The organism is Lysinibacillus fusiformis (genome assembly GCF_016925635.1).
Taxonomy (GTDB): domain Bacteria; phylum Bacillota; class Bacilli; order Bacillales_A; family Planococcaceae; genus Lysinibacillus; species Lysinibacillus fusiformis_F.
Genome location: NZ_CP070490.1, coordinates 2281307 through 2306992 on the forward strand (window position 1 = coordinate 2281307; position 25686 = coordinate 2306992).

At 38.7% G+C, this 25686-nt stretch carries 20 protein-coding genes; 12 read left to right on the forward strand and 8 right to left on the reverse strand.

Features of this window, described 5'->3' with window-relative positions; translation table 11 throughout:
* Nucleotides 1-3: 3 nt before the first annotated feature.
* On the reverse strand, nt 4-747 hold the full coding sequence (locus JTI58_RS11235) for an SDR family NAD(P)-dependent oxidoreductase (RefSeq protein WP_205446677.1): 744 nt from the start codon (nt 745-747) through the stop codon (nt 4-6).
* A gap of 20 nt (nt 748-767) precedes the next feature.
* The gene (locus tag JTI58_RS11240; protein ID WP_205446678.1) at nt 768-1523 is read right to left on the reverse strand and encodes an SDR family NAD(P)-dependent oxidoreductase; all 756 of its coding nucleotides are present in this window, start codon (nt 1521-1523) and stop codon (nt 768-770) included.
* Between the two features lie 191 nt (nt 1524-1714).
* On the opposite strand from JTI58_RS11240, the gene JTI58_RS11245 reads away from it, so the two are divergent.
* Both JTI58_RS11245 and JTI58_RS11250 read left to right on the forward strand, forming a co-directional pair.
* Nucleotides 1715-2845: a LuxR C-terminal-related transcriptional regulator gene (locus tag JTI58_RS11245; RefSeq protein WP_205446679.1), complete on the forward strand. Its 1131-nt coding sequence runs from the start codon at nt 1715-1717 to the stop codon at nt 2843-2845.
* 303 nt (nt 2846-3148) lie between these two features.
* Nucleotides 3149-3697 (forward strand): RNA polymerase sigma factor, encoded by a 549-nt coding sequence (locus JTI58_RS11250; RefSeq protein ID WP_205446680.1) that lies wholly within the window; start codon nt 3149-3151, stop codon nt 3695-3697.
* 633 nt (nt 3698-4330) lie between these two features.
* On the opposite strand, the gene JTI58_RS11255 is transcribed toward JTI58_RS11250, so the two are convergent.
* The 5 genes from JTI58_RS11255 to JTI58_RS11275 all read right to left on the reverse strand — a co-directional run bounded on the left by JTI58_RS11255 (nt 4331) and on the right by JTI58_RS11275 (nt 8687).
* The gene (locus JTI58_RS11255) at nt 4331-4777 is read right to left on the reverse strand and encodes a MarR family winged helix-turn-helix transcriptional regulator (RefSeq protein ID WP_205446681.1); all 447 of its coding nucleotides are present in this window, start codon (nt 4775-4777) and stop codon (nt 4331-4333) included.
* Nucleotides 4778-4800: 23 nt separating this feature from the next.
* Nucleotides 4801-5205: a transcriptional regulator Spx gene (spx, locus tag JTI58_RS11260; protein ID WP_004225558.1), complete on the reverse strand. Its 405-nt coding sequence runs from the start codon at nt 5203-5205 to the stop codon at nt 4801-4803.
* Between the two features lie 451 nt (nt 5206-5656).
* Nucleotides 5657-7228, reverse strand: a complete 1572-nt coding sequence (locus JTI58_RS11265) for an ABC-F family ATP-binding cassette domain-containing protein (RefSeq protein ID WP_205446682.1) — start codon at nt 7226-7228, stop codon at nt 5657-5659.
* A gap of 34 nt (nt 7229-7262) precedes the next feature.
* Entirely contained in the window at nt 7263-7448 is a 186-nt protein-coding gene (locus tag JTI58_RS11270) for an SE1832 family protein (RefSeq protein WP_004225556.1), read from the reverse strand.
* A 192-nt stretch (nt 7449-7640) separates the two neighbouring features.
* Nucleotides 7641-8687, reverse strand: a complete 1047-nt coding sequence (locus tag JTI58_RS11275; RefSeq protein WP_205446683.1) for a PseG/SpsG family protein — start codon at nt 8685-8687, stop codon at nt 7641-7643.
* Between the two features lie 398 nt (nt 8688-9085).
* On the opposite strand from JTI58_RS11275, the gene JTI58_RS11280 reads away from it, so the two are divergent.
* From JTI58_RS11280 to JTI58_RS11300, 5 genes are all read left to right on the forward strand, one after another.
* Nucleotides 9086-9928, forward strand: coding sequence for an oxidoreductase (locus JTI58_RS11280; RefSeq protein ID WP_205446684.1), 843 nt, complete (start codon nt 9086-9088; stop codon nt 9926-9928).
* A gap of 115 nt (nt 9929-10043) precedes the next feature.
* On the forward strand, nt 10044-10598 hold the full coding sequence (locus JTI58_RS11285; protein WP_205446685.1) for an NADPH-dependent FMN reductase: 555 nt from the start codon (nt 10044-10046) through the stop codon (nt 10596-10598).
* A 112-nt stretch (nt 10599-10710) separates the two neighbouring features.
* Nucleotides 10711-14493 carry a DEAD/DEAH box helicase gene (locus JTI58_RS11290; RefSeq protein WP_205446686.1) on the forward strand — a complete coding sequence of 1261 codons (3783 nt, stop codon included), beginning with the start codon at nt 10711-10713 and terminating at the stop codon, nt 14491-14493.
* A gap of 1 nt (nt 14494) precedes the next feature.
* Nucleotides 14495-15247, forward strand: a complete 753-nt coding sequence (locus JTI58_RS11295; RefSeq protein ID WP_205446687.1) for a hypothetical protein — start codon at nt 14495-14497, stop codon at nt 15245-15247.
* Nucleotides 15248-16004: 757 nt separating this feature from the next.
* Nucleotides 16005-17075, forward strand: a complete 1071-nt coding sequence (locus JTI58_RS11300) for a glycosyltransferase family 2 protein (protein ID WP_205446688.1) — start codon at nt 16005-16007, stop codon at nt 17073-17075.
* An 827-nt stretch (nt 17076-17902) separates the two neighbouring features.
* Here the strand turns inward: JTI58_RS11300 and JTI58_RS11305 are convergent.
* Nucleotides 17903-20092 (reverse strand): DNA topoisomerase III, encoded by a 2190-nt coding sequence (locus JTI58_RS11305; protein WP_205446689.1) that lies wholly within the window; start codon nt 20090-20092, stop codon nt 17903-17905.
* A 376-nt stretch (nt 20093-20468) separates the two neighbouring features.
* Here JTI58_RS11305 and JTI58_RS11310 point away from each other — a divergent pair, with 376 nt between their 5' ends.
* From JTI58_RS11310 to JTI58_RS11330, 5 genes are all read left to right on the forward strand, one after another.
* Nucleotides 20469-21086, forward strand: a complete 618-nt coding sequence (locus JTI58_RS11310) for a TetR/AcrR family transcriptional regulator (protein ID WP_205446690.1) — start codon at nt 20469-20471, stop codon at nt 21084-21086.
* A gap of 120 nt (nt 21087-21206) precedes the next feature.
* The gene (locus JTI58_RS11315; RefSeq protein WP_205446691.1) at nt 21207-22349 is read left to right on the forward strand and encodes an acyl-CoA dehydrogenase; all 1143 of its coding nucleotides are present in this window, start codon (nt 21207-21209) and stop codon (nt 22347-22349) included.
* A 43-nt stretch (nt 22350-22392) separates the two neighbouring features.
* Nucleotides 22393-24027, forward strand: coding sequence for an AMP-binding protein (locus JTI58_RS11320; protein WP_205446692.1), 1635 nt, complete (start codon nt 22393-22395; stop codon nt 24025-24027).
* 15 nt (nt 24028-24042) lie between these two features.
* Nucleotides 24043-25401, forward strand: a complete 1359-nt coding sequence (locus tag JTI58_RS11325; protein WP_205446693.1) for an acetyl-CoA carboxylase biotin carboxylase subunit — start codon at nt 24043-24045, stop codon at nt 25399-25401.
* Nucleotides 25402-25469: 68 nt separating this feature from the next.
* A complete protein-coding gene (locus tag JTI58_RS11330; protein ID WP_031418413.1) occupies nt 25470-25682 on the forward strand; it encodes an acetyl-CoA carboxylase biotin carboxyl carrier protein subunit in 213 nt (70 codons plus the stop codon).
* Nucleotides 25683-25686: the final 4 nt, after the last annotated feature.

Consider the following 25686-nt stretch of genomic DNA (forward strand, 5'->3'; position numbering starts at 1 on the left):
CCATTAGTGAGCAGTATAACCGCCATCAACAAGTAGCGTTGTACCATTGACAAAGCTTGAATCGTCGCTAGCTAAGAAGAGAACGGCTTTAGCGATTTCTTCTGGTTTACCAAGTCGACCTTGTGGGTGAAGGGATGCTAAATATTCTTTCTTTTGAGCATCAACTTCAGCCAGTAGAGGAGTATCGATATAGCCAGGACAAACCGCATTTACACGAATGCCTTGTTTAGCATAAGCTGTACATAGGTTTTGCGTTAATAATTTTACGCCACCTTTTGCAGATGAGTAGGCTGTAGGATTTGGTAAGGCAACAAAACTATGAATAGAACCAGCGTTGACGATGACGCCACCTGTACCTTGAGCAAGGAATTGTTCAATGGCATATTTATCAGAAAGAAATACACCTGATAAATTAATATCAATTGTTCTTTTCCATTTTTCAAAAGAAAGCTCGTGTGCGGGTGCATCATCAGCCACGCCAGCATTTGCATACATAATATCAAGTTTACCGTATTTAGTAACGGTTTCCTTTATCATGTTTTGAATGTCTGCTTCGCTTGTTACATCTGTTTTCACGAAGAGTGTATCAAAACCATTGTTATTCAATTCTTCAGAGACGCTTTGTCCACGATCAGAAAAATCGGCAATAACGACTTTAGCGCCTTCTTCTACAAAGAGACGAACTGTGGCTTCACCAATCCCACTAGCCCCACCAGTAACAATTGCTACTTTATCTTTTAGTTTCATATAAATGACCACCTTTATTGTTATTTTGCTGTTGCTCCGCCATCAATGACGAATTCTGCACCTGTTGAGAAGGAAGACTCATCAGAAGCTAAAAATAATACTGTTTGCGCCACTTCCTTAACAGAGCCTAAACGTCCTAATGGGAATAAGTTTTTGCCTAATTCATCTTTTGAGCTTCCAGTTGTGGCTGACGCATAGTCTGCCATACCTGTATCAATATAGCCAGGATGAATGGAGTTGACACGTACGCCATATGGAGCATATTCCATAGCAGCATCCTTTGTCATAATGCGGACAGCCCCTTTACTCGCTCCGTATAAGACGTGACCAGCAGCACCTGTTAAGCCTGCAATAGAAGAAGCATTAATAACAGAACCATTATGCTGTTTAGCCATAAGTGGCATAATATGTTTCATACCCAGGAACACACCTGTTACATTGATAGACATTAAGCGGTTCCAGTCAGCAAGTTCGATTTCGGCAAGTGGTTTTATGATATAGATACCTGCATTATTGAAAAGAATATCCACTTTGTTAAATGTTTTTATTGATTCATCTGCAACCTTTTTCCAATCTTCTTCATGACTAACATCGTGACGGATAAATAATGCCTCACCGCCAATAGCTTGGATATCACGGACTGTATCGTTACCAGATTGTTCATTTATATCAGTAATAACTATTTTTGCTCCTTCTTTAGCAAATAATAGTGCAGTTTCTTTCCCGATTCCTGTACCTCCACCTGTAATAATGGCTACTTTATTTTCTAGTCTCATTTCAAGCACGCACCTTTCATTATTTCTGGTTATATGGTTACCTTAGGATTCAAAAGTATTCGCATTGTTTAGCGATACTTTCATCTTACTCCTTTCAATTTGAAATACTATCCTATAAGATGCTGTATAATATAGTGAGTGAATATCCTCCATTTATAGGGGTATTTTAGTGTGAAGGAGAAGAATTTCCTATGGCGCATCCATTTCAGTCGATTGAAGAAGTAACACTTCAAGAGTTTGTATTATTTATTAAAATCCATCATAAGCAAATTGAAGAGAATACGAATATTTACCTTAATCTAGAACCTTCTATAGCTGAGGCAGATCGAAAAAGAGCAGCAATGATACTGGATTCGTTTTTGCGTTTAATGACACATGCAAATATCGATGAATTAAATAATGATGATAAGTATTTTTTTAACACATGGCTTCAATCACAGTTGTCCATTATTGATAGGAAGAGCTTTAATCTATTTCAATTAATATTTGAGAAAGCATTGATTACTTTTATGATTCAACAGAAGAGTAGTCGAACGAACGCCATCTTAATGTATGTATTATCGATATTTACATTTCTTGTATTTCTTTACGATGTCTGTGAGAGAGAGAATCAAACTAGTAACATAACTACAGAAAATCAGGAATTTAGGCATCTACAGCTATTAGATAGGCTTGATAAATTGCTAATTAGTTCCTCAGGCTATCAAGATTTAGCCCGTATTTTAAAAAAGTGTGAAGAGTATTTTAGTTATAAAAGATGCGTATTTTATGCTTATGTTCCATGGTCCAATCAATTTTATGGAGTTATTGGGGCAGAACTACCTAAGGTGCAAAGCATGAAAGGGGAGTTGACTGGGGAAAACACGATACTTAGTTCAAGAAAACCCATTTATTTAAAAAACCCTAAAAACTATGTGAAAGAGGAGCATATTCAATTATTTAATTTATCCTCGATTATATTTATTCCCATTATGAGACAAGACCAATTATTTGGATGGCTAACATTCGATCAGCTAGGTGAGGAGTTTGATTGTACAAAGGAAGAATTATCACTCCTTGAAGAAGTAGGGAAGCGTTTAGGTCTATTTTTATCACGTAAGGGCGAGAAGGTAGAAAAGAATACAGAGCTTCATTTAACTGAAAGGGAATCGATGATACTTGGTCTGCTTGCCGAAGGGTATGATAATAAAAAAATTGCCAGTTTATTATTTTTAAGCGAGCATACGGTCAGGGATTATGTAAGCAGTCTGATGACAAAGCTCAAAGCAAAGAATCGAACACAGGTCGTTGCCTCAGCTTTTCGTCTAGGGCTGCTAAGCTAACAAACCAATGCACTTCTACTAGGAGTGCATTTTTTCTTTCTTCATATGCCAATAAATGACTAAATAAAATTCTGATAATAAATATTATTGAAAATATAGTTTAAATAATAGGTAACTATTGTCATCAAAAGCTCTTTTGAAGCGAAAGCAATATAGTAGTAAAACAATTTTTACGAATATTACAAGTGAAAGTGATTAAGCTTACACGATTGTAATGAAATTGAAAGCCAATGCGATAGAGTGTAATACATTATTTTGCGAGAATGTGTATAGAAGCAAGAACAAGAAGCGGAGGCATACACAATGAATGAAAAATTAGAAGGCGTATACGAGGAATACAATCGTTATATATATCACTTATGTTTAAAACTAACTCGCAATAATATAGAAGCTGAAGATTTAATGCAAGAAGTTTGGGTGAAGGTCGTACGCTATGAAGATAGCGTTGCCGAAGTAGAGCATATTAAAGCTTGGCTGACAACTATTACAATGAATACATTTAGAGATCGCTATCGTAAAAAGGTGCGACGTAGCAAATATATGATGAACCAACCTGAAACATTAGACGTACCGATTCTAGATTTGGTTCCCAATAATGAAATTTCTACAGAAGAAAAAATTGAAAAGGATATTGTGACAAAACTAGTGCAGGATAAAATGGAGCAATTAGATGCCATTTATAGAAAGACTTTATGGTATTTCTACATAGACCAATATTCACTGGCAGAAATCTCTACAATTATGAAGGTTTCCATTGGTACTGTGAAATCACGTTTATTCCGTGCAAAGGCTCGATTAAAAGAAATGCTCATGTCAGATACAGCTATTGTGGAATCTGTGCTACCAGCGTAATGAAAGCAGATTGGTCGCACATCACAGTACTTAGACGGAAGTATTCGGTCGACTAATCTAAAAAAGATGCATTCGCAAATAATTGCAAATGCATCTTCTTCGTATTGAAAAACAAAACAGTCAATTGAAAGGTAGAAATGGATTTCCGGTGCAGGCTACATGCTTTCCTGTGGGCGAGCGCCGAATCGCTTCCTCCGCTACCGCTCCGTGCAGGGTTTCGCCTGTCTCGCTATCCCACGGTAGTCAAGTAGCCTTCCACTCCAATCCACAAAAGTTTAGCAAAGGTCTTCAAATAAAGTGAAGGTGTTCTCTACTCTTTATGAAGAGGTGTTGTCACGCATCACTTCTCCACATTGAAAATAAAAGCTTATCTCCTCTAAGAATACAGATAATGGGCTGTTTGATCGCTGCTATGAAAAAAAGTAAAGACACTTTGCAGAATGGTTGATTGGAGTGGAGCCAGCTCACTCCTAGGGGATTTAGCGTCACTGAGGAGACCCTGGAGCGAACGGAAGTGGGTGAAGCGGCTCATCGGACGCCACCTGGAAAGGACGCTGGCGGAACGGAAATCAACCTCCTCGCCTTGCAAAGTTGCTTTTTCTGCCGTTGACATCATCTTTTTATTTATGCCCTTTATTCTGACCGATTTGTCTCAACATCCAGTAAACATTTAGAAAAAATAGTTCGTAAGGTTTGCAGTTCCTCTGCTGTAAGCATACCAAACATATTATTAATGATTTCACTCACTTGTTGACGAGATTCTTTTAATATGGTTTCACCGTCAGGAGTAATGATTAGTTGAGAAGCTCGGCGGTCTGTGGCATGCTGTGTTTTTTCAATAAAGCCAGCATTAATCAGCTTCGTTGTTAAAACAGTGACACCACCAGTAGTTACTTTTAACCGCTCAGCAATAGCAGAAGGGCGTTTTGGGCCCTCCTGCGATAAGTAGTCTAAAATTAAAATATGGGATTTTGAAAAGCCGAGTACATTATGATTATTCCACTCGTTTGCCCACTTACGCTCAATAGATGAAACGACTTCAAACAACGAGGTAATGGCTTTTTGTTTTTCTTGATCCATAGAAGGTCATCTCCAAAACTGTTTTAACTTTCTTGTGCCAATCTTGTCATCGCATTTAATTCGTAAGCACGTACTTTACGTGGGATAAAACGACGGATGTCCATCTCATTGTAACCAACTTGAATACGTTTTTCATCTATTATAATAGGGCTACGCAACATTCTTGGGTGTGCTTGAATAATGGCAAATAGCTCTTGAATAGAAAGTTGGTCGATGTCGATATTTAAGTTTTTAAAGTCATTTGAGTTTGTTGCAATGATTTCATCTGTGCCATCTTCAGTCATGCTTAGAATTTCTTTGAATTCTGCAAGTGTAAGTGGGTGAGATGTAATACGTTTTTCTTTATATTCTATGTTGTGATCTTTTAACCATTTAAGTGCTTTTCTGGATGAAGAACAGCTCGCTTGTGAGTAAATTGTAACTGTCATTCTTCATTCCTCGCTTTCTTTTTTAGATTATATTTTATAAATAGCTTATTAGTAAGTTAATAGTTTATATATATATCTTACTAGTAAGCTATATATAAATCAATAGTTAATTGAAAAAATTTCTCAATCGAATTAGTATTTTTTCAGTTATATTAAAATATACGAAGATAAGCATAAAAAGTTTCGTTTATTCAGCTTACAATGATGTAAGTTTATGTTAACGCTGCTGATGTCACTGGAGATGACTTTTTTAAGCTATAAAAATTCATGATGGGTTAATAGGGACTACTAGAATTCTGAGTTTATCTCTTAGGAGAGAGTTAGTTGGAAGCAGGAGTAAAATTGTTAGTCCACTGATTATAGTATGTTTAAATGAGGATAATTATACATCGAAATTTAAAAAAATTTAAAAGAGCAGCCCCATAACATGTTGGAGCTGCCCTTGAAATAATTAGTCTTGGCTTTGCTGTCCAGATGTAAACCAATCTTGAACATCCCAGACTTTTGTTGCGAGTCCTTCATAGAAATCTGGTTCGTGACTTACTAGCACAATGGTACCTTTAAATTCTTTCATGGCACGCTTTAATTCATTTTTTGCATCTACATCTAAATGGTTTGTCGGTTCGTCGAATAGAAGCCAGTTCGCTTCCTCCATCATTAATTTACATAAACGAACTTTAGCTTGCTCACCACCAGATAATGAATTAAGCGGACGTGTAATATGGTCAGTTTTTAGACCAGCTCTTGCTAAAGCTGCACGTACTTGGGCTTGTTCCATAGAAGGGAAGGCATTCCAAACATCATCAATCGGTGTGATTTTCTCTGCTTTTACTTCCTGTTCAAAGTAAGAAGGATACAGGTAGTCACCTCGAATTACTTTCCCACCAAGCGCATTAATTTTACCTAACATTGTTTTTAATAAAGTGGATTTACCCACGCCGTTCATACCGACTAAAGCAATTTTCTCTCCTCGTTCAATAGCAAAGGATAGTGGGGGAAGCAATGGCTTGTCTTTATCGTAACCAATGACTAAGCTTTCGGCCTCCACAACATAGCGGCTAGATGAACGTGCTTCTTTAAAACCGAATTCTGGTTTTACAGCTGTTTCTGGGCGATCAATTCGCTCTAAACGATCAAGCTGCTTAGCACGAGATTTTGCACGACCAGTAGTGGAGTAACGTGCCTTGTTTTTGGCAATAAAATCTTCTTGTTTCTTGATGAAATCCTGTTGCTTTTCATAGGCCTCAATATGCTGGCGTTTATTGATTTCAGCAAGTTCTAGGAATTTTTCGTATGTTGCAGTATAACGAGTTAATTTTGAAAATTCCAGTTGGAAGATGACATCCACTGTTTCGTTCATAAATTCTGTATCATGTGAAATTAGAAGGAAAGCATATGGATAGTTCTTTAAATAGATTTTCAGCCAAGTAATATGTTCCTCATCAAGATAGTTTGTAGGCTCATCTAGTAAAAGTACTTTTGGTTTTTCTAATAAAAGCTTAGCGAGTAACACCTTTGTGCGCTGTCCACCAGAAAGTGCAGCTACATCACGCTCTAAGCCAATGGCATCCAGGCCAAGTCCACGTGCCACCTCTTCAATTTTCATATCTAGTGAATAAAAATCTCCTGCATCTAATGCATCCTGCACTTCTGCCATTTGTTCTAATAGTACTTCTAATTCTTCTGGCGTTGCGTCTGCCATCTTGCCTGTAATTTCATTCAGTTCTTCTTCTTTTTTATATAATGGTAAAAAGACATCGCGTAACACTTCACGCATTGTTCTACCAGCTGTTAGTACTGTATGTTGGTCTAGATAACCATAGTGTGTACCAGGAAGCCATTCAACTTTTCCTGTATCGTGGATCGTTTGACCTGTAATGATACCCATTAATGTAGATTTACCTACACCATTAGCTCCTACAAGCCCAATATGATCACCTTCCACTAATCGAAACGATACATCTTTAAAGAGTGTACGATCACCGAAAGAATGACCTAAATTTTCTACTGTTAATATTGCCATGTCTGTTCCTCCAACTGTCTTTCTTGTTTACATTTTATAGTTCTGCAAGCTGCTTGTTAAGTTCAGCCAATTGAGCTTCCATATTTGCAAGACGTTGCTCTGCTTTTGCTACCTGATCGTTATGCCCAGTAGACTCCAATTTTTCTATATCACCTTGTAAATTCATATAGTCCATTTTTAACTCTCTAATTTGGTATTCAATATCACTTTTTGTTGGCATAATGACTGCTCCTTTTGAGAATATTTTTATAGTGAATGCGTGTAAAAGCGATGGAGGTTTTGCTAATCCCCCACCGCTTATTCATTAAAATCAATCGGGTACTGGTTGAATTTACTTATGTCCCAACTTCTATAAGAGGAGTTGGAGTGAAAAATTCTTATATATTGTATCATAATCATCTTCGAAGTAGCACTAAGTAGAAGCGATATTATGACGATCATAAGCAAAATCTAAGAGTAATGCTTGAAGTGTTTCATTATTACTAGCAAGATTGAGTTGTCGCTGTTTTCTCACTGCTCGTTCACTGCGAGCTTCGTGTAAAAGAAACTCCATAACAGCATTTTGGATTTGTGATTGCTTCATTTTACGGCCAAGCCCTAGATGAATAAAGCCGTTGTGCTCCCGAGGGAAAGCATGTAAAAGCTCAGCTTCAGTTTGTGCAAGTGTAATGCATGGCACTCCGTAAGAGGCAATTTTATAAGGCGTATAGTTAGCATTACAAATAATGACATCTGCTTTAGGTAGTAGTTTGAGGAGTGCATTTTTATCTCGAAGAATGGCAGTATTGCGACGACTAAGCACCATCATTTGTAAGTCATCCGTTGCATGGCGATAGCTGTCGTCGATCATAACTGTAATTTGTAGTGGTATTTGTAGTTGAGTTAAGTGTCGAAGTGTTCGATACGTTAAATTATGCTCGTCCCCATCCTCAAAAGCAACGACGATATGAGGCGGGTTTTCAGGTGTTTTACTGTCAGGAACGTCATCAAATTGTTGGTAGGCTTCTGGTAGGGCAAAAACAAAGCTTCCACCAAGATAATGCGATGGTAAATAATCTTTCACTTCTTGATAGAGTGCTAGTAATACACAATCACAGGCTTGGCCACCTTCACCAAAATCATCAAAGTGAATAATTGTTTTGCAGAAAGGTCGTAAATCCTCTACTTGCCAGCCTTCAGAATTCCGCCCATCTCTAACAATTAAATCAGGTTGAAGTCCTTTGATTTGCTTAGGCAATTCGTTAAAGTGATCAAATAAAATAGGAGAAATTCCTTCATTCATTAAAATTTGGATTCCGTCATTTGAAGGAGTCTTTACAAATATAAAAACCTTCTCATTCGTAAGTAGCTTAGCTAATGTTGAAACCCGTTCAAAAGGATACAGCCCTTTATCAATACAGCTTTCAATAATGAAAACAATCGTTTTTTTTGGTTCAATTGCGTGTGTTTCTTTTTGCAAATGTATCCCATCCTTTCCTCTGTCTCTTTAAATTATGGCGAAGAAAGAGCAAGTATGTGTAAAATTTAGGATTTGATAATGAATGCCTCTAGAGGAATCTTCTAAAATAGCTATCTTTAATCTGTTTTAATCATCAAAAAATGGTCGATATAGATAGTAAGGTCAATTGTAGGAAAGATACATACAAACTTGAAAGTCTTTATCTTGATTCAGAAAAATTCCTCTACAAAAAGAGGAGAGATGATTGTTTATTTATCATCTAATGTGTCAAGATAAAGCCTACGCAGGATATCACGGATTTGGAAGGAGAGCTTGTAGAGCAAGCTCGAAAAAATCTGGATGCTTTTAGACTGAGACGTAATTGATACACTATCAATATGTAGAAGGACGGGAGAAAAATGAGTATGCGTGCAGCGATTGTTGTAGGGGCGACTGGTTTAACTGGCTCTGCTCTGGTTGAACAATTATGTGAAAATGATGAGTATATTTCAGTAACAGTAATTGCACGAAGAAAGCTAACTTTTACGCATCCAAAGTTAGAAGTGAAAATTCGTGATTTTGATAGAATAGAAGAAAACGATATTGGATTTGCTCATGAGTTGTATTGTTGCTTAGGTACAACCATCAAAAAGGCAGGCTCTCGTGATATGTTTGAAAAGGTAGATTTTGAATACCCATTAGCAATTGCTTCTTTAGCAAAAAAACGGGGAATCCCTCATTTTCTTGTGATTACGGCAATGGGAGCCAATGAGAGTTCTCCATTTTACTATAATCGGGTTAAAGGAAAACTTGAGCGTGATTTAGAGGAACTAGGTTTACAAAGACTTTCCATTATTCGACCCTCACTCTTAGTAGGGATTCGTGATGAATTTCGTTTAGGGGAAAAGGCGGGAGAAAAATTATTAAAGCTTGCACAGCCTATATTAATTGGACCTTTAAAACGCTCTAGAGCAATTGAAGCCACACAAGTAGCAAAGGCTATGATTATCATTGCCCTATACGGTAAACAACAGCCAGTCACTATTTATCCATCAGACGAGTTGGCATCATTAGAGTATCCTGAAGTACCAGAAGAGGACGTTTCAAGAGAGATATTATTTAATTGGGATAAGCTGAATGAAGGCGAGAAAGTAAATCGCGATGTTGTTATTAATCGAGATAAATATAAGCTTGAGGAAACGGTCATTGATAAGGAAGTCCATTTCCGACATCGTGATCAGGATAATGAATTTAGGGATTAATTTTGTCGTTCCGTCTAAAGACTGAATTTATATCGATTGTCATACAATCCTTTCCGAGCCACTTTTCATTTGTTACAATATTATTGTAGAAGATGAATGTGGAGGCAAAGTAAAGATGAAAATTTTACTCGTTGATGGCACTATGTTTGGTCGTAAAACTGGTGTTATTTTAGAGCAAGTGGAGCAATATATTAAAGAATTAGATGCTAGTTTCGAGTTAGAAATGATGCATTTTAGTCAATATAAGCATCAAATTGTGGATGGTTCACCATTAAATGATGATATGAAAAAAATGATTCAACAATTTGAGGAAGCAGACGCTTACATTATTGCAACGCCTATTTTCCAAGCGTCCATTCCAGGTGTTTTGAAAAATGCTTTTGACTTCTTACACCCTAAAACGATGCGCTATAAGCCCGTATCCATTGTTGCAAATGGCGGCACATACCAGCATCATCTTGTAGTCGAAAATCAACTAAAACCTATTTTAGATTACTTCAGAGCCCTTGTTACGCCAAATTATGTATATACACATACATCACATTTTGATGCCGATAATAACATTGTCGATGAAGATGTTCATAATCGTTTACGTGAATTAGCTCGTGTATTTGTTCAATATTGTGAAATGAGCAAGAACTTGCCGAAGGAAACGATTGATCAACATTAAGATAGCCCTTGTACGGTGGTAAGAAATCACTGTGCAGGGGATTTTTCTTTGTAAGTATTGTTTTAGGATGTGATAAAATAAAACTTTAGTGACTCAGGAAGGAGGGCTGCTCATGCAGGACATCGCTTTACTAGAAAAACAACGCTGTAATCTTATTTTGACCAACAAGGCGAAGGAAGCGGTAGAGGAATGCTCAGCAAACGAGCATGCCTTTTTTGCGTTACAAAGATCTTTTACTGTCTATATTGAAAAACGAAAAGCAAAAACAGTTGGTGAAACCTTTTTATCCATCTATTTTAATGCGGAGGACAATGATAAATTAAACGATATTCTTGCTGAGAAAACGGTCATTATGGATTGTGTGTTGAAGGTGAAAGGATTGCTGGCAACCAATATTCGATTTGTCCATATGCGTGGACCTATCAACACAAATCGTCGCTTAGCAGCCGCATTGCAATTTGTGACAAAGCCTAATAATGGAGCAGGTATTCCACTTGAGCTTCATACGAAAATAAGACAGCTACCGATAGCAGAAGAACGTACAGAGTATGTAAAAAAACGTATAGCCAGCTGGGAAGGCTATCTAAAAATTCAAGAACGAGATGCAACAATTGATGATATTCATACAGAATTTAAGCAAAGCTATTTCAATGAAGACTTCACACGCTTAACCATTGTATGCCCCTACATAAAGAGTAAAGAGTGGAAAAAGCTAGAGGGTTTAAGTGTAAACATTCAAGGAGTTCGTGGCGAAATAGGACAGGTTTTAAAGGCGAATGCAGGAAAGCAAACGGTTGAAATTGATTTAAAACCTTTCATACAGGACTTGGCTCGCAAGGATCAGCTGAACCTTCGTTCAAAACAAGCAAGCTTTAGTAATTTTGCAACATTAAGCCAAATTCGACGACTACGTAATGGTTATACAAAGCTAGAAAAGGGTGAGGCAGTAAACCCTAATTTAGAAACAATACTGTTTGAGCGACGTCCGACAGTTCGCGCTTCCAAGCTACAGGAAGATATTGAGTTTCACAATAATTTAAATGAATATCAACGACGAGCCGTTTTAGGCGCATTATCTGTTGAGGATTTATATGTCATTCAAGGTCCACCTGGTACGGGGAAAACGACTGTTATTTCAGAGATTTGTCAGCAAAATGTTAAAGCAGGCTTAAAAACACTTGTTGCCTCACAGTCGAATTTAGCAGTGGATAATGCATTAGGACGTTTGTTGTCCAATCAAGAAATACGAATTTTACGCTATGGTAGAACGGAAAGTATTGAGGAAGAGGGTAAAAAATTTATAGAGGAAAATGTTGCGCTTCAGTGGCGTGAGCAGACACTTGCTGCGATTGAAGAAGCAATTACAATATTTCCAGAGCGTCAGCAAGAACTAGAAGCAAATCTTGTAAAAGCAAAAGATGAGCTAGCGAAATTAGAGCAATGGCTAGAGCAATTAACACAGGATATAGCCGCAAAAGAGCAGGCAGCTATTGAAGAACCTATTTTACAGCAGGAGATTCAAGCATTAAAAAAAGATTTGAAGGCTGCTAAAACAGAGCAACAAACATGTGAAGCGCAAAAAGAGCATTATGAGAAACAGCTTGCTCAAATTGAGCCGATTGTACAGCAGCTTGAGCAGACACTTGCTGATTATCCTTCAGTCGAGCAACTACAGCATGCGATTCAGGAAACTTCAGAAAAGGTGGAACAACTAGAGGCTGCTGCTCAATATAAAGAACTGCAAGAGCAAAAGCACCAGTTAACACAGCAATTTGAAGAGATACAGCAGAAATATGACATCGAAAGTAATCGTCTAGTCATCATGAAGGAAGCACAAAAGTATATATACACCTTAACCTCTTTTGAGCTTATCCAGCGTTTTTTACAATATTATCAAATTCGCCCCTCTCATGTACTTTCGCAGCAAATAGGGCGCTTGCAGCATTTGGAAGATGCAAAGGATTTAGAGGCATGGTCAACGATTAATGCTCGCCTTCAAAAAGCGATTGCCAAGCTAGAGGCTTTAGTTACACATGAAATCAAGGAACGTGCCCTTGCTAAAAGTAGATTACAGCCCGTCCAATCATTTTCGTTGCAAAACCTTACAGGGGTATTCGCTCAGCTAAACACGACGTTTCAAGATGGTCAAGCACCAGCAAATGATGTTATCGAAAGTTATTTGCTCGGGCTATATATGCGACGTGATTTTGTTTGGCAAAAGGGAATAGCACTAAAGCAACAACAAGAGCATAAAGATCAGGAATACGAATCTTTTCGTAAAAATCTAGTAACTTTAATTCATCAGGAGTGTGCAATAACTAGCTTTGATGTGCAAAGTTACCAGCGACAGCTCCAACCATTTTTACAGCATACTGAGCGTTTACAACAATTGGCAAATACCTTTCGGATTACTGAGGAGCCAGAAGAATCTGTCGAGTATTTGAAGATTCTTGCCTCACAAGCTCGTGAGTCCCTTCAACAAGCGAAGAAGCAGCTTGAGGCAGTGGAACAGGCTAAAGTACAACTCGTTCCTAAACAAGCCTCTCTACAGACTGTCCAAACCAACTTACAGGAAGTAGAGCAACAGTTAACGCAAATGGAAGAACAGATAAAAGACATTAATATAGCTGGATTAAAGAAAGAGAAGCAACTAACAGTTTATACAAAGCTTTTACAATCTACGCCAGAACGAACGGCTGAAGAGGTGAAGGAAGCTATTCAAGCTGCAAACCAAGCAATCGAAGCATTACAACGTCAGGAAAAACAGCTACCACTTCGCCAAAAACTACAAGAACAATGGCGTGAAAAACTACAAAACGCAACAGAGTATGATTTAGATGAAATTCGAAAATTGTATGTGCGTCATGCGAACGTTATTGGTACAACATGCGTAGCTTCTGCCAGTAAAGAGTTTATGGAAAATTATCCGACCTTTGATGTAGTTATTATTGATGAAGTTTCAAAGGCAACACCACCAGAATTACTCTTACCAATGCTGAAGGGGAAAAAAGTTATTTTAGTAGGTGACCATCATCAGCTTCCACCATTACTTGGGGATGATACGCTGGAGGAAACACTAAAGGCAATGCTAGAAGAAAATCCAAACTTTGAAGGTGCACAGGAATTAAAAAATCTGTTGCGTGAATCATTATTTGAGCGTTTATTTAATAATTTGCCTCCAACACATAAGCAAATGCTAGCATTACAATACCGTATGCATGAGAAAATCATGCAAAGTATCACACCATTTTATGCGAAAGAAGAAAATGGCTTGCAATGTGGCTTGCCAGATTCAGATGCAGCAAGGGATCATGGCTTAGAGGGTCAATTTGTAAAACGTGACGATCATTTACTATGGATTGATATTCCAACAGAGAAACCTTATTTAGAGGAGCAGGTAAAAGGTGGGACGAGTCGTTATAACGAAGGGGAATTACAAACGATTCGCCATATCTTATTAGATCTCAATGAGGCAGTGAAGGCGGCAAAAGAAGCAGGGCGTATGCCACACGATGCTCAGAAAAGCGTGGGTGTCATTAGTTTCTACGGTGAGCAGGTAAAGAAAATTAATCGCCTTCTTCAGCAAGAATTACAGCTACCACATCTGCAATTTAGAACAGGGACTGTCGATAAATTCCAAGGGATGGAAATGGATGTCATTTTAGTGAGTATGGTACGGAATACGCCTAAGGGTGGAGACATAGGCTTTGCCAGAGATTACCGTCGTTTAAATGTTGCTCTTTCTCGTGCCAGAGAGTTACTTCTACTTGTAGGAAGTGCCGATATGTTTGCAAAACGTGCAAAACATCAAGAGACAAGAGAGATGTATATGAATTTATTAAAGACAGTAAAATCCTACGATGGCTTGCGTAATCATGAAGGATTGGTGATGTAGAGTGTCAAAATTACAGCAACGACTAATGCGTGAGCTTCAACAAAATCGCAATATTAAGATTGTCAAAATGGCTGAATGGTGTATCCCCATTCGGACTGTCGATGTGACCTATGAGCCAGTTCGCCGTTCAACAATGGATGTCTTAATGACAATGCTTCTGCTTAGTATTCAGGAGGCTGATTTTGGCAACACACAGGAATTGAGTGAGCTATTGCTTGTGGATCCGTTATTTATTGAAGACTTGATTTCTTTAATGCTTCGAGTAAATCTTGTGAAGAACGAAGACGACTTCTATAGGCTAACTGAAAAAGGACAGCAGCAGCTAGGACGAGGTATTTTTGAAGAAGAACTAGAGGAAGAAACCTCCACGCTTTACTTTAGTCCTTGCCATCAAGCATTTCTTACTGTCGATACGAATAATGATGAATATGATGAACTGCCAGAGCTCTATCGTTATATTGACAAAGAGGCTGAACAACAGGAACAGTTTGAGGAGTCCATGGTGATAGCAGCATTACAGGAAGTGGATGAAGAAGAGGAAGGTAACTCGCAAAAAATCATCGCCAAAATTGTTCAAACAGAAGCGCAACAAATTAATGATAGCCCATGTTTAGAATTTGTTCTTTATGATAAGGAGCAGGATATATTATTTGTACGAGTGTGGAATACATTGCTCAATCAATGGGATCATCATTTAGAGCAACAGCTTACAGACAAAGAACAGTTAACATGGCGTGAGCAATATTTGTCTTGATTTAGCAGGAGTTCAAATACTAGAACAAAAACGAACGTGTGTCGCGTTCGTTTTTTCATGTTGTTGCAAAATGATGATGTCAACGGCAGAAAAAGCAAGTTTGAAAGGTGATGGGTTGATTTCCGTTCCGCCAGCGTCCTTTCCAGGGGGCGTCCGAGGAGCCGCTTCACTCACTAGCGTTCGCTCCAGGGTCTCCTCTGTGACGCTAAATCCCCAAGGAGTGACGCTGGCTCCACTCCAATCAACCATTCTGCAAAAGTGTCTTTTCCTTATCTTTCATACTAGCGGTAGCGATCAAAATAGCCCATGATTTGTATAATTAGAAAAAGGATAGGCTTTTATTTTCAATGTAGAGAAGTGATGAATGACAACACCCCTCCATAAAATGAGTAGTGAACACCTTCACTTTATTTGAAAACCTTTGCTAAAAAGGTAACACTTTTGTGGGTTGGAGTGGAAGGCTACTTGACTCCCGTGGGATAGCGAGACAGGCGAGCCCCTACACGGAGCGGTAGCGGAGGAAGCGGCTCGGCGCTCGCCCACAGGAAAGCAAGTAGCCTGCAACGGAAATCCATTTTCACCTTTTACCAAAATTCTATTGATGGTTTTGTTTTTCAACACTAAGCAAAAACGAACGTGTGTCGCGTTCGTTTTTTTGTTTTACACGATAAATTTACAAAGTTAGGTGATAATCGAAAAAACTTTTCGATAAAATATTGCATTAGCGCATATTACAACATTGTTAAGGAGGGGACAGATGTTAACGATTAGTTTATGTATGATTGTTAGAAATGCACAATGTACGATTGAAAGATGCTTAGATTCGGTTCAGCACCTAGTAGATGAGATCAACATCATTGATACGGGTTCAACTGATCGTACGAAAGATATTGTCCAAAATTTTACCTCTCGCATTTATGACTTTCCCTGGTGCGACCATTTTGCTAAAGCACGAAACTTTTCCTTTCAGCAGGCAACAAAAGACTATATTTTATGGCTCGATGCTGATGATATCATGACAAAGGAAGATCAACACAAGTTCAGTCAACTAAGGCAATCGTTATATCCTTCTATTGATGCTGTAACAATGGATTATTATTTGACGCTTGATTGTGATGGAGAAGTGGAGTGTAGTGAACGAAAGTATCGTCTAGTAAAAAGGGCGAATCATTTTCAATGGGAGGGTGCTGTCCATGAAAATTTAAGGGTGTCCGGGCAGTTCTATCATAGTGATATCGCTGTCACCCATTTACCGTTAACACAAGATATTCATCGCAATATTCGTATTTATGAGGGATTAATAAAGGATGGGCAATCTCTTTCAGCAAGAGAAACATTTCATTATGCGAATGAACTAAAATTACATCAACGTTACCTAGAAGCTATTAATCAATACCATCTATTTTTGGATAGCAACTTAGGCACTACAGATGATCGCATTGATGCTTGTCTACATGTAGGGGAATGCTATCGACGTTTACATGATGATCAACAAGCACAGCAAGCTATTCTACAATCCTTCCTATATGATCGACCAAAGCCAGAAGCATGTTGCCGAATGGGCCAATTTTTTATGGAGCAATTAAAACATAAAGAGGCTATTTACTGGTACTCTCAAGCCTTGCAACAAGCTCCTGTCGACACAATGACTATCCAAAAGCGGGCTTATTCAACATGGATTCCTCATTTACAATTAAGTCTGCTATATAGAGAGTTACGGTTATTTGAAAATGCCTATCAGCATAATCTAGAGGCACAAAAATGGAAACCGCATCATCAGGAAATAATTAATAATGAAAAATATTTACTTAGTCAATTAAAGATATAAATCTTTCTTATGGGAAAGGTATATCAATAAACAAGACATAAATAGCTTGGCCAATTAACACAGAGACACCTACAACGACCGTCATAAAAATCACATTGCGTGGTCTAAAAGTTTTCGCGTCCATTAAAAACCTCCCTTATAGAATGTTCAGTCAATTCAAGATATGTTTTGAAGGGATGAGTATGCATAATGAAAGAGCAAATTCACTCTAAATGTGAATTTGCTCTTCATGTTGTTGAAAAAAGATCATGTCACTAGCAGAAAAAGACCTTTTGGCAAGGCGAGGGGTTGATTTCCGTTCCGCCAGCGTCCTTTCCAGGGGGCGTCCGATGAGCCGCTTCACTCACTAACGTTCGCTCCAGGGTCTCCTCTGTGACGCTAAATCCCCTAGGAGTGACGCTGGCTCCACTCCAATCAACCATTCTGCAAAATGTCTTTACTTTTTTCATACTAGCATAGCAATCAAATAGCCCAATATCTTTATTCTTAGAGGGGATAAACTCTTATTTTCAATGTGGAGAAGTGATGTGTGACAACACCCCTCCATAAAGAGTAGTGAACACCTTCACTTTATTTGAAAACCTTTGCTAAAAAGGTAACACTTTTGTGGATTGGAGTGGAAGGCTACTTGACTCCCGTGGGATAGCGAGACAGGCGAAACCCTGCACGGAGCGGTAGCGGAGGAAGCGATTCGGCGTTCGCCCACAGGAAAGCAAGTAGCATGCAACGGAAATTCATTTTCACTTTTCACAAAAATTCTATTGATTGTTTGTTTTTCAACACTATGAAGAGCAAATTCACTCTAAATGTGAATTTGCTCTTTTCGTTTAATCGAACTTTAACCCCTTTAATGCTTCAGCAAGGGCATTGTTCACAGGCTCCTCGTTGTTTTGTTGCTTTAAGTACTTTTGTACAGAGCGCTTGTCGACCTTGCCTCCGCCATCTTTTTTACGTCTTGCTTCAAAGGCTGATAATTTTTCGCGATAGCCACATTTACAAACGAAAATTTGACCATCGCCTTCTCCACGAAGCTCTAATTTTTTATGACATTGTGGACAACGTGCATTTGTAGTGCGTGAGACATTTTTACGATGCCCACATTCGCGATCTTGGCAGACAAGCATTTTTCCTTTCTTGCCATTCACTTCAAGCATCGGTTTTCCGCAATCAGGACATGATTTGGTAGAGATATTATCATGCTTATACTTTTTGTCACTACCCTTAATCTCTGTAACAATTTCCTTTGTGTAATTTTTCATCTCGCTAATAAATATATCTTTTTTTAGCTTGCCCTTTGCAATAAGCTCAAGCTTTTGCTCCCAATCTGCTGTCAGGGCAGGGGATTTTAATTCTTCTGGCACTAGGTCGAGTAGTTGACGACCTTTAGAGGTAATATATATATCTTTGCCACCACGCTTTTCTATTAAGAAGGAATTGAAAAGCTTTTCAATAATATCTGCACGTGTTGCGACTGTACCAAGACCACCTGTAGATTTTAATGTGTCGGCTAATTTTTTATCATTCGTAGCCATATATTTTGTTGGGTTTTCCATTGCTGATAAAAGAGTAGCTTCGTTAAATCTAGCAGGTGGCTTTGTTTGACCAGAAGTTTGGGCAAGAAGCTTTACTTTTAACATATCGCCTTTATCAATGCGGGGCAGTATTTGCTCCTTGATGTCTTCAGCTGTGTCCTCATCATCAAAGCGATGCTCATAAACTTCCTTCCAGCCAGATGATAAAATCGTTTTTCCACGAGCAATAAAGCTTTCATCGCCAATTTTTGCACGAAGTGTGAGCTGTTCATATTCAAAAGCAGGCAGTAGCACAGCTAGGAAACGTTTTACAACAAGATCATAAATTTTACGTTCTTTATCAGAGAAAGCAGAATAATTTACATAGCCCTCTGTTGGAATAATCGCATGATGATCTGATACTTTACTATCATCGACAAAGGCCTTTGTTGGCTTGATTGGTTTAGTAAGCAGTTTATTAGCGATGGAGCGATATTCACCAATACCACATGCCTTTAAGCGTTCAGGCAGTGTGGCAACGATATCTTGAGAAATAAAGCGAGAATCCGTACGTGGATAAGTTAACACTTTATGTTGCTCATAGAGTTTTTGCATAATATTCAAGGTTTCTTTCGCTGAGTAGCCGAAGATTTTATTGGCATCACGCTGTAATTCTGTTAAATCATAAAGGCCAGGTGCAAATGATTTTTTAGGCTTCTTTTCAATGTCCGCAACAATAGCATTGCTATTTCCTATTTTTTTCACCAGTGTATCGATTTTTTCTTTATCAAAGCTACGACTATTACCATTCTTGTCTTGCCATGTAAGCTTTAAGTTGTCAGTTGTTTGCGCTTCAATACCATAATAAGTTTGTGCCTTAAAGTTTTTAATTTCATCTTCACGCGCAGCAATTATCGCTACTGTTGGTGTTTGTACACGTCCGCAATTCAACTGTGCGTTAAAGCGGGTAGTTAAAGCACGAGTAGCATTGAGTCCGATATACCAGTCTGCCTCTGAGCGAGCTACAGCAGAGGCATATAGATTATCATATGCTTTGCCAGGCTTTAGATTGGCAAAGCCATCTTTAATTGCCTTATCTGTAACAGAGGAAATCCATAAGCGTTTTAGAGGCTTTTTAATTTTCACTTTATCGAGTATCCAGCGTGCTACTAATTCACCTTCACGTCCAGCATCTGTAGCAATGATGACTTCACTGACATCATTGCGTGTAAGCTGACTTTTGACCGCATTAAATTGCTTTCCAGTTTGCTTTATAACAGTTAATTTTAGTCGTTCAGGTAACATGGGTAGATCTTCAAGATTCCATGTTTTATATTTCACATCATAGCTTTCAGGGTCAGCCAGTGTCACAAGATGTCCAAGCGCCCAAGTAACAATATATTTATCTCCCTCAAGGAAACCATTTCCTTTTTTATTGCACTTCAGTACACGTGCGATATCACGTGCTACAGAAGGTTTTTCAGCGATTACTACGCTCTTTGCCATTGTTAACACCCTTTCATAGTTCCATGGTTTTAAATATAGCATAGGTTGAGTGGGTTCGCAGTTTAACTGCAATGGAAAATGGATTTGTTAGACAAAGAAATGGGAGGGAAGAAAATTTGTCATGATGAGCAAAAAAAATTCATATGGTATGTATGTGTTTATAGGTTTTTAATTTCTGTTCCATGTAAATTTTATGCTCGCAATTTTATGAAAAATCTATTTTGTTGCTAGACACCAAATTTTGAGAATGCTATATTTATGTTGTCATAGTATTTTTATAATTAGGAAAAAATAGAATACTTTATGGATTTGAATGATTTTTCCTGATTATAAGGAGTGATGGAGTATAGAGCTAGATGAAGGATGATAGGTGCCTATGGTAAAGAAAACGTTAAAACAAAGAATTGTAGACGCTTCAGTTGAATTGTTTCAGCAAGATGGTTATCACAATGTAACTGTGGATCGTATTGTGGAATATATTGGAGCATCAAAGGGTGGATTTTATCATAATTTTAAATCAAAAGATGAATTGTTATATGAAATTCATGATGTCTTTATTTCATATGTTATTCAACAATCGCAAGATGCATATGACAAATACGATACACCCATCACACGTTTGTGTGCCATGCTGCAAACACTGACACAAGTATTTGATATGTATCAAGCACATATTACGATTTTTTATGAAGAAAGTCGTTCACTCTCAGATGAATATAGTGACATCATCCATAAAAAGAGAGATCACTATCGAGATATTTTACAAAAAGTGATAGCAGAGGGTCAGGAAGCAAAGGTTTTTCGTACTGAATTACCTTGTACAATTGTCACTATGGCAATTGTCGGGATGATTAACTGGACATACAAATGGTTTAAGCAATCAGGACCATTAACTATGGAGCAAATCACAGATGTTTTTACCGATATGGTATTACGTGCGATTGTGACAGAACAAGCCATGGAAGAAGCGAAGCAATTTATAATAAAGGGGTAGCCAGTAGGAGACACTGGTTTTATTATTTGTTTTTACAAACCGACTAGTCGGTATTTCACTGTAAGCAATCGTTCTTGAGCTACATCTACTATGGCAAATTAGACATTAGGGGGATTAGGGATGAATTTTGAATTAACAAAAGAGCAAGAAATGATTCGAGACATGGTGCGTGATTTTGCTGAGAAGGAGATTAAACCGTATGCTCGTGAGGTTGATGAGACATCGACAATGAGAATAGAGAGCTTTGAGAAGATGGCAGAACTAGGCTTATTGGGTATCCCGTTTCCTGAAGAATATGGTGGATCAGGTGGTGATACGGTGTCCTATGCTTTAGCTGTAGAGGAAATTGGTCGAGCATGTGGAGGCACGGGGTTAAGCTATGCAGCTGCTGTTAGCTTAGGAGCCTCACCAATTTACAACTTCGGTACGGAGGAACAAAAGCAAGAATGGTTAGTTCCATTAGCTAAGGGTGAGACATTAGGATCATTCGGTTTAACAGAGCCAAATGCAGGTTCAGATGCTGGTGGCACACGTACTACAGCCGTTATTGATGGTGATGACTACATCATTAACGGAGAAAAATGCTGGATTACCAATGCAGGATATGCTCGACAAATTATTGTAACTGCGGTAACGGGTAAACGTGAAGATGGTAAAAAGATTATTTCTTCTATTATTGTGCCAACAAACACACCAGGTGTAACAATCAACTGTAATTATGACAAAATGGGTGTACGTGGCTCCAATACATGTGAGATTGTGTTAGAAAATGTTCGTGTCCCAAGAACAAATCTATTAGGGGATGAAAAACGTGGCTTTAGCCAGTTTTTAAATACACTTGATGGTGGGCGTATTTCCATCGCTGCTCTTTCTGTCGGAATTGCACAGGCTGCCTATGAAAAGGCACTAAAATTCGCGAAGGAACGTGAGCAATTTGGTGCACCTATTTCAAAGCTACAGGCGATCCAATTTAAATTAGCTGATATGGCGATGGAAATAGAGCTTGCTCGTACGCTAGTACATAAAGCGGCATGGTTAAAAGATCAAAAGAAGCCATTTGGCAAAGAAGCTGCGATGGCTAAACTATTTGCTTCTGAAATGGGCTTCCGTACATGTAATCAAGCAATCCAAATTCATGGTGGTTCTGGATATATGAAAGAATACGATGTAGAACGCCATTTACGTGACATTAAGTTAATGGAAATCGGTGAAGGAACATCTGAAATTCAACGTCTCGTTATTTCTCGTCTAATTGGCTGTTAATCATCATCAATTAAGTTAAATAGCATAAATAAGGGGGATCTTCATGGCAGAACTTGTGTATCAAACAATTGGTCAATTGCTAGATGAACAATCAAAAAAGTACCCGCAGAATGAAGCATTGGTCTACGCTGACAGAAATTTACGCATGACTTATGAGCAGCTAAATCGTCAAGCACGATACGTAGCGAGAGGTTTAATGGCTCTTGGAATTGAAAAGGGAGACCATATCGCAGTATGGACGACGAATGTTCCTGAGTGGGTACAGCTTCAATTTGGTACAGGGAAGATGGGTGCTCCAATTGTTACGGTAAATACGAATTACCGTGCGAGTGAGTTGGAGTATCTATTGAAGCAATCTGATGCTAAAACGATTTTTTTAATTGAAAATTATCGAGACCATTCTTTTATCAATACACTGCAAGAGTTATGTCCAGAGCTTGAACATTGTGAACCAGGTAATTTGCAATCAAAGCGACTACCTTTATTAAAAAATGTTATTTTAATCGGTGAAACGAAATACCCCGGCGTACTAAATTGGTCAGACGTTTTAACTGCTGCCGAGCAAGTATCCGAGGAACAGCTAGATCAAAGAGAGCACTCTCTACATTATGATGATGTCATTAATATTCAATATACGTCTGGTACAACAGGCTTTCCTAAGGGTGTAATGTTAACGCATTTTAATTTAGTCAACAATGCTGTCAACATTGCTGAGTGTATGCGTTTAACGGCAGAGGATCGTCTATGTATCCCTGTTCCATTTTTCCATTGCTTTGGTTGTGTCATAGGGACATTAGCCATTACTACGAGTGGCGGAACGATGGTACCAGTGCAGGAATTTTCACCTGAAGAGGTACTCAAAACCGTTCAACAAGAGAAATGTACTGCATTACATGGCGTGCCAACGATGTTCATTAGTGAACTGAATTTACCGAATTTTGCATCTTTCGATCTTTCAACTTTACGCACAGGAGTCATGGCTGGCTCAAACTGTCCAATTGAGGTCATGAAAGCGGTCATTGAGAAGATGGGGATGAAAGATATTACAATTTGCTATGGTCAAACAGAATCATCACCAGTTATTACGCAAACAAGAACGGAGGACCCGTTAGTGTTGAAGGTGGAGACGGTCGGCCGCGCATTACCTAACCTAGAAGTAAAGATTGTTGTTCCTGGTACAACTGAGGAAGCACCGACGAATGAACAGGGGGAGCTATGTACGAGGGGCTATCATGTGATGAAGGGCTACTATAAAAACCAAGAGGAAACAGATCTTGCGATTGACGAGGATGGTTGGTTGCACACAGGTGATTTAGCAACAATGGATGAAGCCGGTTATGTTCGTGTAACAGGACGTTTGAAGGATATGATCATTCGTGGTGGTGAAAACCTATATCCTCGTGAAATTGAGGAGTTCCTTTATACACATCCTAAAATTTCAGATGTTCAGGTTGCAGGTGTCCCTGACCCTGTCTATGGTGAGGAAGCGGCAGCCTGGATTGTGTTAAAAGAAGGAGAACAGGCAACAGAGGAAGAAATCCGAGATTATTGTCGGGATAAAATTTCTAGACATAAAATTCCTCGCCATATCTTCTTTATTGATAACTATCCAATGACTGCATCAGGGAAAGTTCAAAAATATAAATTACGAGAAGATTTTGTTATGACCGTAAAGTAAGGAGGGGCAGTGGATATGTTCAACAAGGTATTAATTGCAAATCGTGGGGAGATTGCTAGACGTGTGATCAGAACATGCAAGCGCCTAAATATTCATACGGTTGCTATCTATTCAGAGGCAGATGCTGAAAGCCTACATGTGAAAGATGCAGATGAGGCTTTCTGTGTAGGGAAGCCACCTGTAGCACAGAGCTATTTAAACATCGACCGCATTCTTGAAATTGCACTAGAAAGTGGCGCAGAGGCTGTTCATCCTGGCTATGGTTTACTATCAGAGAATGCAAATTTTGCGAAACGTTGTACAGAGGTAGGTTTAGTGTTTATCGGGCCAAGTGCAGATGTGATCGCTTCAATGGGCAGTAAACTAGAGGCACGTAAAACAATGAAAGCTGCTGGCGTGCCTATTGTAGAGGGTGTAGAAGCGCCTGTGAAAGATGTGGAAGAAGCCACTGACATAGCGGAGCGTTTAGGCTATCCCATTATGTTAAAGGCATCAGCAGGCGGGGGCGGTATCGGTATGCAGCTAGTTGAAAATGCCGAGGAACTGGCCAAAGCTTTTGAGGGCAATCAAAAGCGTGCACAATCATTCTTTGGTGATGGCACGATGTATATGGAGCGATTCATTGCTAACCCTCACCATGTCGAAGTGCAGATTATTGCAGATCATCAGGGCAATGTTGTTCCGTTATTTGAACGTGAATGCTCTATTCAACGAAGAAATCAAAAAGTAGTAGAAGAAGCACCATCACCGTTTATTTCACAAGAGACAAGAGAAAAAATGCTAGAAGCGTCGGTTAAGGCGGCGAAGCATATTGGTTATGTCAATGCAGGAACAATCGAATACTTGGTTGATGAAGATCAAAACTTTTATTTCTTAGAGATGAATACAAGATTACAGGTAGAGCATCCCGTAACAGAGGAAATTACGAAGCTTGATTTAGTAGAAGAGCAATTAAAAATTGCGGAAAAACAACCGCTTGCATTTACTAGAGAAAGTATGACTAAAGAAGGGCATGCGATTGAAGTGCGGATATACGCTGAAAATCCTTCGACATTCTTCCCTTCTCCAGGCACTATTACGACTCTTGAATTACCGACAGGTGAGGGAGTGCGACATGAATGTGGTGTAGAGTCTGGTTCAGTGGTCACACCATTCTATGATCCAATGATTAGTAAATTGGTGGTGTGGGGAGAAACGAGAGCGATTGCCTGTGAGAGATTAACGCAAGCACTAAAGGCGTATAAAGTCGAGGGTATTCAAACGAATATTCCGATGTTGTTAAAAACCGTCACTCATGAGCAATTTTTAAAAGGCTATACGACGACTAAATTTGTAGAGCAATATTATTTACCGCAATTAGCAGAAATAAAATAACAATTTTCATGTATTCGTGCTTCCATAGAAGGGCGAATGCATGATTAAAAAATTAGGAGTGAATAATTATGGCAACAGTAAAAGCAAGCATGGCAGGAACAGTATGGAAAATCGTAGTAGCAGAGGGCGAGAAAGTGACAGCAGGTCAAGATGTAGCCATTTTAGAATCGATGAAAATGGAAATTCCAATTGCAGCAGAAGAGGATGGCGTCGTGACGAAAATCATTGCCAATGAGGGAGACTTCATTAACGTTGATGATGATATTTTAGAAATTGAATAAGAGG